This window comes from Streptomyces chisholmiae, assembly GCF_031845445.1.
In the GTDB taxonomy this organism is placed as follows: domain Bacteria; phylum Actinomycetota; class Actinomycetes; order Streptomycetales; family Streptomycetaceae; genus Streptomyces; species Streptomyces chisholmiae.
The window spans coordinates 125,540-139,339 of record NZ_JAVREO010000004.1; the positions used below are offsets into that span (position 1 = coordinate 125,540).

8 protein-coding genes are annotated in these 13,800 nt (G+C 76.3%); all 8 read left to right on the top strand.

Going from position 1 to position 13,800, the window contains the following annotated elements:
* The first annotated feature begins 1 nt into the window (after position 1).
* Entirely contained in the window at positions 2 to 1,297 is a 1,296-nt protein-coding gene (locus tag RM844_RS08015) for a hypothetical protein (RefSeq protein WP_311666256.1), read from the top strand.
* 81 nt (positions 1,298 to 1,378) lie between these two features.
* Positions 1,379 to 1,720, top strand: a complete 342-nt coding sequence (locus RM844_RS08020) for a hypothetical protein (protein WP_311666258.1) — start codon at positions 1,379 to 1,381, stop codon at positions 1,718 to 1,720.
* Positions 1,721 to 1,794: 74 nt separating this feature from the next.
* Positions 1,795 to 4,341 carry a TPR repeat region-containing protein gene (locus RM844_RS08025; RefSeq protein ID WP_311666259.1) on the top strand — a complete coding sequence of 849 codons (2,547 nt, stop codon included), beginning with the start codon at positions 1,795 to 1,797 and terminating at the stop codon, positions 4,339 to 4,341.
* Positions 4,342 to 4,398: 57 nt separating this feature from the next.
* Positions 4,399 to 8,421, top strand: coding sequence for a type VII secretion protein EccCa (eccCa, locus tag RM844_RS08030; RefSeq protein WP_311666260.1), 4,023 nt, complete (start codon positions 4,399 to 4,401; stop codon positions 8,419 to 8,421).
* Entirely contained in the window at positions 8,418 to 9,854 is a 1,437-nt protein-coding gene (eccD, locus tag RM844_RS08035) for a type VII secretion integral membrane protein EccD (protein WP_311666261.1), read from the top strand. Before eccCa ends, eccD begins: the two co-directional genes overlap by 4 nt.
* 2 nt (positions 9,855 to 9,856) lie before the next feature.
* On the top strand, positions 9,857 to 11,206 hold the full coding sequence (locus RM844_RS08040) for a S8 family peptidase (RefSeq protein WP_311666262.1): 1,350 nt from the start codon (positions 9,857 to 9,859) through the stop codon (positions 11,204 to 11,206).
* Complete coding sequence (eccB, locus tag RM844_RS08045) at positions 11,207 to 12,631, top strand: type VII secretion protein EccB (protein WP_311666263.1); 1,425 nt, start codon at positions 11,207 to 11,209, stop codon at positions 12,629 to 12,631. It begins immediately after the preceding gene.
* Positions 12,628 to 13,764, top strand: a complete 1,137-nt coding sequence (locus RM844_RS08050) for a type VII secretion protein EccE (protein ID WP_311666264.1) — start codon at positions 12,628 to 12,630, stop codon at positions 13,762 to 13,764. The genes eccB and RM844_RS08050 overlap by 4 nt, the downstream gene beginning before the upstream one ends.
* Positions 13,765 to 13,800 lie beyond the last annotated feature (36 nt).

Consider the following 13,800-nt stretch of genomic DNA (forward strand, 5'->3'; position numbering starts at 1 on the left):
GATGAGCAGCGACGCGCGGTTCCACGGCATCGTCGACGACATCTACAGCGCTCGACACATCCGGATGTACGCGGCGGCCGGCGCCTGGATCGCCCTGGCCGGCGCCGGCACCGGCGAGAACGACCGGCTGGCCGGCGCCGCCGAGTCGGCGGCGGCCGAGCCCGGGGTCGGGCTGATCGAGCTGTCCGACCGGATGTCGGCGACGGCGAGTTGGGCCTCCGGCGCCAGCGCGGTGGCGATGACCATCGCCAACCAGCTGAACACCGCGGGCGACGCCGCGGCCGGCGCCACCGAGGCGGCGCTGGTGCTGGAGGAGGCGTTCACCGAGGCGTCCCAGGCGCCGGCCGGCGCGGACGTGGGGATGGCCGCCGTCACGGCGGCCGAGCGGCAGAGCGAGGAGAAGCAGCGGCTGGTCGCCGAGGCGCAGGCCGTGCTGGACGAGCTGGCCTCCCGCTTCGCGCTGGTCACCGGAGGTGACGCGCCGGCCGCGCCCGGCGGTGGCGGTGCCGGCGGTGGCGGCGGCGTGCCCGGCGGTGGCGGTGGCCTGGCCGGGGCGGCGATGGGGGCCGCGGCCGGCGCGGTCGGCGGCGTGCTGGCGCCGGCCGCCAACGGCGGCCTGGTCGGCGTCGGCGACTACCCGCACGGCCGGCTGCTCGGGCCGGAGCACGGGGACTTCGCCGGCTGGGTGCGGAGCCCCACCACCGGCTTCCTGGTGGACCCGGCCACCGGCCGGGAGTTCGACGCGACGGCCGGCCGGTGGATCGACCCGATCACCGGCCAGCCCTTCGGCGCCGTCACCGAGTACGCCGCCCGGCTCTCCGGGCTGAACGTCGGCCCCGGCGCGGTGGTCACCACCGGCGGTCTGGCCGCGCCGAGCGGCGCCGGGCCCACCTCGCTCGCCGGCCTCTACGGCGGGATGATGCCGCCGAGCATCGGCAACGCCGGGCCGGCGCGCTCCCAGCTGACCCGGCAGGCCGTCCGGCACCTGGGCCAACGGGCCAACGTGGCCAGCCGGTTCGCGCTGCACGAGGCGGCCCAGGGCGGCCGCCCGTTCACCCCGCCGCCGGGTGCGGCCACCCACCGGCCCGGCACCCGGCCGGGCCGGCCCGCGCCGGTCGCGGCCCGGGGCGGCGCCCCCGCCGCCCGCCACCAGCCGGCGCCCCCGGCCGGCACCGCCCGGGCCGGGCAGCGCCGCCGGGACGACCGGCGCCGCGCGCCCCGGGCCACCGACCTCACCGAGGACCCCGCGGTGTGGGCGGGCCAACAGCGGGCGCTGCGCGGCGTGTTGGGTGACTAGCCGGTGCGCTGGGCGGACCGAGGAACCGACCGGGCGCGGCCCGGGGAGCGAGTGAAGCGACATGGAGAGAGGGAGCCAGCCATGACCGAGGGGCTCGAATACCTGCCGGAGTCCCTGCGGGCCGGTGCCCGGGGCAGCTACACCGCCTCGGACGAGGCGGAGGGCGCGCACGCCTACCTGCGTTCCGTCTCCGCCAGCGCCAGCTCGTTCGGTGGTGCCGACACCTTCGTCAACGCCGTCAACGAGACCCGGGACACCCAGTCCCGCGGGGTCAACCACGCGATCGAGGGCCGCGCCGACCTCGGCGACTCCGGCTACCAGTCGGCCGCGATCGGCGAGGACACCGACGCCGCCAGCGGCGCCGCGGTGCGCGCCGCCGGCACCACGGGCGAGCTGGGCCAGTACATCGCCGACAGCATCTGACCCACCGACTCCCGTGCCCCTTCCCCGCCGCCCCCTCCCGACCCGAACCACCCCGAACAGCGAGGACGACATCCATGGCCGGCGTTGACTTCACCCGGGAGGACGTGGTCGAGCAGGCCGGCGTCGACCCCTGGGAGACCGCTGACGACTTCGCCGACGAGATCGACCTCGAGGAGATGGCGGCGGCGTCCAGGGGCTTCGCCGAGGCGGCCGGCGAGGCCGGCAGCGCCAGCGAGGTGGCGGCCCGGGCCTCCGAGCTGTCCCAGGACGCCGCCACCACCGACGGCATCGGGCACCACAACGCCGACGAGCACATCACCATCACGGAGCAGGACCTCCAGGGCGGCGGCCAGGACATCCAGGACGTGGCCGACATCATCAACTCGGCGACCGAACTGGCCGGCGAGACCAAGGAGTCGGTGAGCATCCTCCGCTCCGACGCGGTCGGGAAGTTCCACGAGCACCTCACCGACGCCAGGACCACGTACCAGAACAAGCACGCCGAGCTCCAGGAGAGCGTCGACGCGGTGAACATCTTCCAGACCCCGTCGGTGACGGTGGCCGGCACGGTCTACGACGCCGACGGCGGCCGGATCGACGGCTGGTCCTTCCCGCAGGCCGCGCTGGACGCCATCCGGGAGCACTACCTCGGGAAGGCCGCCGAGGACATCACCTCACTCCACGGGGACATGGAGACCGAGATCGAGGACTACCGGGGCTGGATGCTCAGCCGGGCCGGCGAGCTGACCGATCTCGGCTACGACGTCGGCGCCGGCCCGCACAACCTGTGGCACACCGAGGAGATGGCGGAGTACGCGGCCGAGGGCATCGAGGAGGAGATGGCCAAGCCCGAGGACGAGCGGGACCTCGACCGCATCGCCACCTACACCGAGGGGCTGGCGGCCATCGGGCTCGGCGTCTACGACCCCGCCGATCCGACCACCCCGCGCCGCGACCTCACCCGCGAGGAGCGGGAGTACCTGCACGCCTTCTACGACAACCTCGACGAGGACACCCTCGCCGCACTGGGCGACCTGGCCCCCGGCACGCCGGGCGGCCCGGACGTGGGGGCCGGGCACGAGCACGCCATCAGCAACCAGTGGGACCAGATCCACGGCATCCAGGCGGCCCTCGGCAACGGCATCAACATGCTGATGAACCCGGAGATCGGCGGCCTCAACATCGACGCGCACCCGTCGATCGACGGCCCCGTCGATATCCCGGAGTCCATCCGGGCCTTCGTCTACGACGCCGACGGGGACCTGCGGGACGCCGAGTCCCTGGACGAGCAGCGGGGCGTGCTCAACAACTTCAACGGCTTCGGCGCGCTGATGGACCAGGCGACCGTCCCGCCGGGCGACTCCTTCGCCCACCACCTGACGGCCTCGGCCCTGGACGTCCAGGAGGTGGTGCACGCCATCAACGTCGGCGCCTACAACGACGCCGCCATCGCGGCGGACGGCGATCCGCCGACCGACCTCGTGATGCCGGACTTCCTGGAGAACACCGGGAGCAGCGGCCTGTTGAGCAACGTGGCGCTCAACACCGACGCCTCGTTCGAGATCCTCAGCAACGAGAACACCCGCGACGAGCTGCTGGGCGCCGTGTGGGCCGACAGCGACGGGGTCGGCGACCTGGTGCGCAGCGCGGTCCTGCCGACCGGCGGCGAGTCGGACGGCGAGCGGCGGGCGCTGGCGGACACCGTGATCCAGCACTTCACCGACAGCCCGGCGATGCTGGTGGAGGACTGGAACGAGGCGACCAACCTCATGTACGGGCACTACCCGTGGGACACCTCGGGCCTCCAGGGCGCGGTCTCCGACGCGACCCTGTCCCGGCTGGACGCCATCGTCGGCCTGGAGGGCGCCGAGGGAGTGTGGGACACCGAGGACCGCTACGCCGCGTTCAGCCTGATGGCGGCCACCGACGAGAGCGTCTACGAGCACTTCAAGTCCGGGGTCTACGACGCCCAGCGGAACATGGCCTACGAGTACTACGCCAACGGCAGCCCGCAGGAGGGCGACCAGCTCAACACCCTCCAGTCCATCGCCAACCTGACCGGGCTGATGGAGTGGGGCGAGCGGGACGTCATCAACTGGTACGAGGGCCGCGAGGACGCGCAGGCGGCCCAGCAGCAGAAGATGGCGAAGGCCACCCTGAGCGCGGCGCTGGGCGTCACCGGCACCCTGGCCCCCGGCGCCTACGGCACCGCGGTCAGCCTGGGGACGACCGGCTACGGGCTGGTCGACCCGGTGCTCTTCCCCGACTACAAGCCGCAGGAGCCGGGCGCCCAAGCCGCGTACACGCTGGACGAGCACGAGATCAACACGCTGATGGAACAGCGGGCCCTGACCGCGGGCGCCATCGACGCGCACAACGAACAGGCCTCTCCGGAGAACCAGTTGGACGTGATGTCCCCGGAGGAGGCGATCGCCTCCTGGAACGGCGCCGGCACGCCCCACATCGGGCTGAACGAGAACGCGAACGGGATCAGCTACCGCAGCGACGACCACACCAGCGTCGCGGACGCCCTGCCGCACGTCCACGCCTACGGGGCCGACGAGTCGCTCGACTACGACAAGACCAAGGAAAGCCTCTCGGCGAGCGCCCGCTACAGCTAGGCCCGCGCTCCCGCCGCCGGTGCGGCCCCCCGTTCGTCTGGAAAGAGGAACCTCCCGTTGACCACTCCCACCACCGTCTTCCGGCGGCCGGCCCGGGCCGCGCGGCCCGTCGTGCCGGACCAGGAGCTGGTGCTGAAGGCGCCGCCCGAGCTGCCACAGCCGGAGGACGGCAACGTCTGGATGACCGCGCTGCCCGCGCTCAGCGGGCTCGGCTCGGTGCTCTACATGCTGACCATGGGCCGGGGCCCGATCGGCTACATCGTCGGCACCATGTTCCTGGTCTCCTGCCTGGCCATGGTCATCGGCTCGGTGCTGCGGCAACGCGGCTCGACCAAGAGCCAGGCTCGCGAGGACCGCCGGCAGTACCTGCGCTACCTGGAGCGGACCAGGGGCGAGGTGCGGCGCACCGCGCGGGCCCAGCGGGCGGCGCTCACCTGGGACGCGCCGCCGCCGGACACCCTGTGGACGGTCGCCGAGAGCCGGCGGCTGTGGGAACGGCGCGGCTCGTGCGAGGACTTCGGGGTGGTACGGGTCGGCACCGGGCCGCGCTACCTGGCGACCCCGCTGGTGCCGGGGGAGTCGGCGCCGGTCGAGGACCTCGACCCGCTCTGCTCGGTGGCGCTGAAGCGTTTTGTCGACACCCACGCGGTGGTGCCTGACCTGCCGGTGCAGGTGGCGCTGCGCCGCTTCGCCGCGCTCGCCGTGCGGGACGCCGCCGAGCCGGGCGCGGCCCGGGCCCTGGTCCGCGCGGTGCTGGCGCACGCCGTCACCCTGCACTCCCCGCGCGACCTGCGGATCGTGGTGTGCACCGACCGGGTCGACGCGCCGGAGTGGGCCTGGCTGAAGTGGCTGCCGCACGCCCACCACCCGGAGGAGCTGGACCACGTCGGCCCGCTGCGGATGACCCACCCCAGCCTGGCGGTGCTGGAGGAGTGGCTGGGTGCCGAGCTGACCCGCCGCACCCGGTTCCAGCGCACCGCCGAGCCGGACCCCGACCTGCCGCACCTGCTGGTGGTGCTGGACGGCGGGCTGGTCACCGGAGGCGAGGCGCTGCTCGACCCGCACGGGATGATGGCCGTCACCGTGCTCGACCTGGACGGCCGGGCCGGGCCGCTCACCGAGGCGCACGGCGTGGCGCTGGCCGTCGAGGCGGACGGCGCCCTGGTGGTCAGCTCCGGGGAGAGCCGGGACGAGCTGGGCACCGCCGACGCGCTGTCCACGGCCGAGGCCGAGGCGCTGGCCATGCGGATCGCCCGGTTCCGGATCGACACCGCGGCGCAGGGCGCGGACAGCGAGGACCTCACCACCGCCGTCAACACCCTGCCGGCGCTGCTGGGCATCCCCGACCCCGGCCAGCTGGACCTGGACAGCCTGTGGCGGCCCCGCCCGATGCGGGACCGGCTCCAGGTGCCGGTCGGCGTCTCCGCCGACGGCGGGCTGCTGGAGCTGGACATCAAGGAGTCGGCGCAGAACGGCATGGGCCCGCACGGCCTGCTGGTCGGCGCCACCGGCTCCGGCAAGTCCGAGCTGCTGCGCACCCTGGTGCTCGGCATGGCCACCACCCACTCGTCCGAGCAGCTCAACCTGGTGCTGGTCGACTTCAAGGGCGGCGCCACCTTCGCCGGGATGGCCGAACTGCCGCACGTGGCGGCCGTGATCACCAACCTGGAGGACGACCTCACCCTGGTGGACCGGATGCGGGAGGCGCTCTCCGGCGAGATGAACCGCCGGCAGGAGGTGCTGCGGGACGCCGGCAACCTCGTCTCGGTCCGGGACTACGAGCGGGCCCGGCAGCGCGGCGCCGCCCTGCCGCCGCTGCCCAGCCTCTTCATCGTGGTCGACGAGTTCTCCGAACTGCTGGCCCAGAAGCCCGACTTCGCCGACCTGTTCGTGCAGATCGGCCGGCTGGGCCGGTCGTTGGGACTGCACCTGCTGCTCGCCTCCCAGCGGCTGGACGAGGGCCGGCTGCGCGGCCTGGAGGCGCACCTCTCCTACCGGGTGGGCCTGCGCACCTTCTCCGAGGCGGAGAGCCGCACCGCGATCGGCGTGCCGGACGCCAACCACCTGCCCAGCGCCCCGGGGCACGGCTACCTGCGGACCGACACCGCCACCCTCAAGCGGTTCCGCGCGGCCTATGTCTCCGGCCCCTACCGGGTCGGTGAGGAGGGCGCCGGCGCCGCGCTGGCCGGGGCCGCCACCGTCCGCCCGTTCCCCGCCGGGCTGGTGCCGGTGCCGGACGGGCAGCGCGAGCCGGAGCCGGTGCCGGAGCCCGCGGCGGACGAGTTCGGCGACGGCGAGGAGCTGGGCGCCACCGTGCTCGGCGTGATGGTGGAGCAGCTCACCGGGCAGGGGCCGCAGGCCCACCAGGTGTGGCTGGAGCCGCTGGAGCGCCCGGAGCCGCTGGACCTGCTGCACGGCGGCCGGCTCGGCACCACGTCGCGCGGCTACGGCGTGGCCCCGGGCGACGCCCCGCTCACCGCCCGGATCGGCGTCCTCGACCTGCCCTTCCACCAGCGGCGCGACCCGCTGGACCTGGACCTGTCGGGCGCCGGCGGCCATGTCGCGGTGGTCGGCGGGCCGCACAGCGGCAAGTCCAACGCGGTGCGCGCGCTGATCGCCTCGCTGGCCATCCGGCACACCCCGGCGGAGGTGCAGTTCTACTGCCTTGACTTCAGCGGCACGCTGTTCGCGCTGGCCGGCCTGCCCCATGTGGGCGGCGTCGCCGGCCGGTTGGACGCCGAGGTGGTCAACCGGACGGTCGCCGAGGTGCTTGAGGTGATGGAGAGCCGGGAGACCCGGTTCCGGGAGTTGGGCGTGGAGTCCATGGCCGCCTACCGCGCCGCGCGCGCCGCCGGCCGGATCACCGACGACCCGCACGGCGACGTCTTCCTGGTGGTCGACGGCTGGGCCGTGCTGCGGCAGAGCTACCCCGACCTGGAAGCCACCCTGATGGCGCTGGCCGGCCGGATGCTCACCTACGGGGTGCACCTGGTGGTCACCGGCAACCGCTGGCTGGACATGCGGATGGGGCTGCGCGACCTGATCGGCACCAAGGTGGAGCTGAAGCTCGGCGACGCGCTGGACTCGGAGATGGACCGCAAGGCCCAGCGCACGATCCCGGAGGGCCGCCCGGGCCGGGGCATCACCCGGGACAAGGAGCACTTCCTGGTGGCGGTGCCCCGGGTCGACTCGGTCCGCTCGGACGCCGGCCTCACCGACGGCGTCGCCGACCTGGTGCGCCGGGTCGACGAGGGCTGGACCGGGGCCAGGGCGCGCCCGGTGCGGCTGCTGCCGACCGCCTTCCCGGTCGAGGAGGTGACCGGGCGCGGCCCCGGCGTCACCGTCGCGGTCGAGGGCAACCGGCTGGAACAGGTCGTCTTCACCCCGGGCGAGGAGGCCGGGCTGCTCGTCGTCGGCGACAGCGAGACCGGCAAGACCTCGCTGCTGCGGGCCGTCGGCCGGCAGGTGGTCGCCAGCCACTCCCCGGACCGGGCCAAGCTGATCGTGCTGGACCACCGGATGACCATGCTCCGCGAGTTCGACGGCCCCTCGCTGCTCGGCTACTCCACCACCCACGAGCGCTCCATGGAGGTGGTCGGCGGCCTCGCCGAGGGCCTCCGGAAGCGGCTGCCCGGCACCGACGTCACCCCCGAGCAGCTCCGTGACCGCTCGTGGTGGACCGGCCCCGAGATCTACCTGCTGGTGGACGACTACGACCTGGTCGCCACCGCCCGCGGCAACCCGCTCAAGGCCCTGCTGGACTTCCTGCCCCAGGCGCGCAGCATCGGCCTGCACCTCTACCTCACCCGGCAGGCGGGCGGCGCCGCCCGCGCCGTCACCGAGCCGGTGCTCGGCCGCCTCAAGGAACTCAACACGCCGGCGGCGCTGTTGAGCGTGCCCAAGGACGAGATGCCGATCTGGGGCGTCAAGTCCGCCCGCCGGGCCAAGGGCCGGGCGCTGCTGCTGCACCGCAGGCTCGGCAACGTCCCGGTGCAACTGGTGCGCGCCGACTCGCCGTTCGGCGGTGCCACCGGCGCCGCACCGTCCCCAGCCGACACCTCCGTCAGGACCTCTCGATGACCGCCAACCTCGCCCAGCCGACGCCGGCCACCGTGCCGCCCCCCGGTGGCGGTGCCGCCGAGTTCGTGCGGATCGGGCTGGCCGGCCCGGCCGGCCGCGCCGACCTGGCCGTGCCGGCGAACGTGCCCGTCGCCCGGCTGCTGCCCAGCCTGCTCTCCCACGCCGGCGCCGAGCCAGGGCCCGACGGCGGGGTGCGGCACGGCGGTTGGGTGCTGCGTCGGGCCGACGGTACCCGACTGCTCGCCGCCACCTCGCTCGCCGCCCAGGGCGTGGTGGAGGGCGACCTGCTCTTCCTCGGCCACGGCGCCGAGGACACCGGCGAGCCGCTCTACGACGACGTGGTCGAGGTGATCGGCGAGTCAGGACCCGCCGAGGGCTGGTCGCCCGCCGCGACCCGCCGGGTCAGCGCGGCGCTGGCCACCGGCGCCACCCTGGCCGCCACCGCGGCGCTGGCGGTGGCGCCCGGCCGGCTGCCCGGCTGGCTGGGGCTGGCCACCGCCGTCCTGGCGCTGGTGGTCGGCGTGCTGCTGGCCCGCGCCTTCGGCGACGTGGCCGCCGGCACCTGTGCCGCCGTGCTGGCCGCGCCGCCCGCGCTGCTGGGCGCGGTGCGGCTGCTGGGCACCGAGGCCGGCACCGTGGCCGGCTTCACCGCCGGCCATCTGCTGCTGGCCTGCGCGGTGTTGGCGGTGCTGGGCGCGCTCGGGCCGCTGCTGGTCGGGGGCGGCGACGGCACCTTCACGGCGCTGGTGGTGGCCGGCCCGCTGACCGCCGTCGGCGCGCTGCCGTGCGCGGTCTGGGACGTGCACCCGGCGCGGGCCGCCGCGGTGGTCGCCCCGCTGGCGCTGGCGCTCACCACCCTGTGGCCCACCCTCGCCCTGCGGGTGGCCCGGATGCCGGCCCCGGACGTGGCCGCCACCACCGAGGAACTGGCGGCGCTGCCCAGCCAGTTGACGCACGGCCAGCTGCGCGCCCGGGTGGCCGGGGCCCGGCGGCTGCTGATCGGCATGCTCGCCGGCAGCCACTTGGTCGCGGTCGGTGGCACCCTGGTGCTCTTCGCCGCCGGCCAGCTGTGGGCCGGCGTCCTCGGCACGGTGCTCGTGGTGTTGACCCTGCTGCGCGCCCGGCTCTTCCGGGAGCCGGGCCAGACGGCGATCCCACTGGTCGGCGCGCTGCTCGCGGCGGTCGGCGGGGCGGCCTTCACGCTCACCGACCTGCTCGGGCAGCGGCTGGCGCCGCTCGGCGTGGCGCTGCCGGTCGCCCTGGTGGTGGCCCTGGTCGCCGCCACCGTCGGCCTGCTCGCCGGCCGCACCCGGCTCAACCCGCGGCTGTCGCGCGCCCTGGACCTGCTGGAGACCACCGCCCTGCTGGCCGTGGTCCCGCTGGCCCTGGCGGTCTGGGACGTCTACGCCGCGCTGCTCGACCTGCGGGCCTGACCATGCGTGCCGCTACCGTCCCGCGCCGCCGGCTGGGCTGGCCGCTGCTGCTCGCCGTCGGCCTCACCCTGGTCGTCCCGCCGCCGGGCACCGTGCCCGAGGCGCACGCCCAGGACTGCGCCCAACAGGCCACCGGCGAGGAACTGCCGGGGAACGCCGGCCCCTACCCGCTGATCGCCCAACTCGGCCTGCGGCAGGCCTGGGACCTGGCGTCCGGCGACGGGGTGACCGTCGCCGTGCTGGACTCCGGCGTGGACGGCGGCCACCCCGACCTGGCCGACGCGGTGCTGCGCGGCGCCGAGTTCACCGTGGTCGCGGAGGAACGCGAGTTCGTCCGCACCACCCCGCCGCCGGAGCGGGACTGCCCGGGGCACGGCACCGCCGTCGCCGGGATGATCGCCGGGGACCGCGCCGAGGGCGACCGGATGGCCGGGGTGGCGCCCGGCGCCGCGATCTACCCGATCCGGATCGCCGACGGCGTCGACCGGGCCACCCCCAACACCCTGGCCGCCGCCGTCGACGACGCGGTCGCCGCCGGGGCCGACATCCTCAACCTCTCCTTCGCCTACCCGGTGGACGCCGAGCCGCTGCGCGCCGCGGTGGCCCGCGCGGTGGACGCCGGGGTGCTGGTGGTCGCCGCCGCCGGCAACGAGGGCAACGACACCCCGGACGGCGGCCCGATGTACCCGGCCGCCTACGACGGGGTGCTGACCGTCGGCGCCGTCGGCGCGGACGGCCAGCCGCTGGAGTCATCCAACTCCGGCCCCTGGGTCGACCTCGCCGGCTACGGCCAGGACCTCGCGGTGCTCGCGCCCGGCGGCGGTTACCGGGCGGAGGCCGGCACCAGCTTCGCCACCGCCCAGGTCTCCGGCGCGGCCGCGCTCGTCCTCTCCCGCTTCCCCGAACTGACCGCGACCGAGCTGGCCGAGCGGCTCACCGCCTCGGCCACCCCGGTCGGCGGCGGCCCCAACGAGCGCACCGGCGCCGGGATCGTCGACCCGTTCGGCGCGCTGACCCATCTGGACGGCGCCACCGACGGCACGCCGGAGGCCGCCGCCCGCCCCGGCCACATCCCGGTGCTGCCCGTCCCCGACGACCCGCCGCTGCTCACCGACGTGCAGGCCACCGCGCTGGCCTGGACCGGCGGCCTGCTGCTGGCCGTGGCGCTCGGGCTGCTGGGCGCGCCCGCCGTGCGGCGCGCCGCACGGCGCGGCTGGCGCGCCGGCCCCACCCCCGAGGAGCGGGCGCGCGCCCCCCGCCCCGCCCGGCCGCCGGCCGCGCCGCGGCTGGACTGGCTGCGCGGCACGCCCTCGTCCACCGACCGCCCCACCCCCCGGAACCGGACCCGATAGATGGCCACCACACGTGAACAGGCCGACGCCTACGCCTACGAGAACCGCCGCCGCACCACCAGCCTGATCCGTGGTGCGGACGAGGCCCGCCAGGACCCGCGCCGCCGGCTCAACCGGTCGCTGGGCGGCGGCATCGCCTTCGGCGTGCTGATCATGGCCGGCTTCGGCATCGCCGGCTGGCTCGGCGGCGGCCGTGGCCCGGGACTCCCGGACAACGGCGCCGTGGTGGTCGGCGACAGCGGCGACCGCTACGTCGTCAACGACGGGGTGGTGCACCCCGCCCTCAACCTCTCCTCGGCCCTGCTGGTCGGGGGCGGCGACCTCACCAAGGTCCGGCAGGGCGTGCTGGACGACGCGCCGCGCGGCCTGCCGGTCGGCATCCCCGGCGCCCCGGACGCGCTGCCGGGCGCCGACGAACTCACCGAGGAGCCCTGGACGTTGTGCGCCGTCCCGGCCGAGACCGGCGGCCCGCCCACGCACACCGCGCTCTACCTGGCGGTGCCCGACGTGGCACCGGCGGCCGACGCGGGCGGCGGCGCGACCGTGCTGGTGGCGGGCGACGACGGCGAGCTGTGGCTGCTCACCGAGGGCCGCAGGTTCGCGCTGGCGCCCGCCATCCGCGACCTGCTGGGCCTCCAGCAGGTGGCCGCCACCCCACTGCCGAGGGAGCTGATCGCCACCGTCCCCGAGGGCCCGGCCGTGACCATCCCTGAGCCCGGCCCGGCGGCCGGCCAGCAGCCGACCGTCGAGCTGCCGTTCGACGCCCTGGTCGGCGACCTGGCGCACACCGAGACCGGCGGCCCGGCGCGGCAGTTCTTCCTGGTCCGCCCGGACGGGCTGGTCGCCGTCTCGCCGCTGCTGCACACCCTGCTGAGCGCGTCCGCCGGCGCCGACCACCCGATCAGCCTCACCGACGCGGCCCGCGCGCCGCGCGCCGACGAGCCGGCGCCGGGCGACCGCGCCTGGCCCGACGGCCTGCCGCGGGCCGACGAGCCGGGCCGCGACCAGCCGGTCTGCGTCTCCACCCCGCCCGGCGGGCAGCCGGGCGACGCCCCGTGGCAGGCCGTCGTGCACCTGCCGGACGCGCTGCCCGACCCGGCCGGTCTCACCCCGGTGACCGCCGCCGACGGCGACCGCCTCGGGCTGCTGGACGCCGTCTACCTGGCGCCGGGCTCCGGTGCCGTGGTGCGCGCCACCACCTCGGCCGGCACCGGCGGCACCTACACCCTGATCACGGACAGTGGCACGGCCTACCCGTTCGCCTCGCCGGACGCCGTGACCCGGCTCGGCTACCAGCCGGACGCGGCGCCCTCGGTGCCGCAGAGCTACGTCGGGCTGTTGCCTGCCGGTCCGGTGCTCGACCCGCAGGCCGCCGCCCGTGAACAGCGCGGGGTCGGCAACGAGACGTCGGAGGAGTCTGGATGAGCGTCCGTCTGCCCGGGCGTGGCCGCCTGGTCGCGCTCCAGGCCGGGCTCGGCTGTGCCGCCACCGGGATCGCCCTGGCCAGCCCGTGGGGCTACGCGCTGGCCGGCGGCGGCGCGGCCGTGCTGGCCGGCGCCCTGCTCCGGGTGCGTGGCCAGTGGGCCGACCAGCGGCTGCTGGCCGGGCTGAGCCGGGGCACGCTGGCCACGGCGGCCGAACCGCCGGCGCCCGCCGAGCCGTTGGGGCTGGCCCACACCGTGCTGCCGGCCCTGGACATCACCGAGGTGCCGGACCGCAACGGGCCGCCGCTGGGCGTGCTCGCCGACGGGCGCGGCCACGCCGCCGCGCTGGCCTGCCCGTCCGGCGCGCTGCCCAGCCTGCCGGTCGGGCTGTTCGCCGACTTCCTCGCCGAGGACCCGGCGCGGCCGGCGGCCGTGCAGCTCCTGGTCGAGCGGTTCGCGCCGCCCCCCTGGGACCAGCAGCACCGCTACCAGCCCACCATCGCCTACCGCCAGCTGCCCACCGGGGGCGGTCCCACCGCGCTGCGCACGGTGCTGCTGGTGCGCTACGAGCCGCTGCGGGCGCCCGCCGCCGCGCGCCGGCGTGGTGGCGGCGCGGCCGGCGCCGGCGCGGCGGTGGCCGCCGCCACCGCGCGGCTGCGCGCCCGGCTGGCCGCGCGCGGCGTGGCCGCCACGCCGCTCGGCGCGGCCGAACTGGCGGCGCTGCTGCGGGAGACGGGCGACCCGGACGGCCGGGGCGAGCCGCTGCCCGGGCTCTGGTCGGGGGAGCTGGCCACCCACTGCCTGGCCACCGCGCGGGTGCCCGACCAGGCGGCCTGGACCCGGCTGCTGGCCACCCTCAGCGGCTGCGCCACGGACCGGGCGCTGGCCTGCGCCACCGTGACCGGCGGCGCCGCCGGCTCCGCCGGGGCCGAGGTGCGGGTCGCGGTCCGGCTGGTGAGCGCGCTGCCCCAGCTGGCGATCGCGGAACGCGCCCGGCTGGTCGCCGCCGGAGTGCTGGACGCCGAGCCGCCCGAGTCCTACAGCGGCCTGCTGGCCACCCTGCCGGTGGCCTGCCCGGGCCAGCCGCTGACCGAGGCCACCGGCCTGCTCCCCACCCAGGGCGCGGCCCGGTGAGCCGCGCCGACGCCGGGCGTGGCCCGGCGGCCCCGG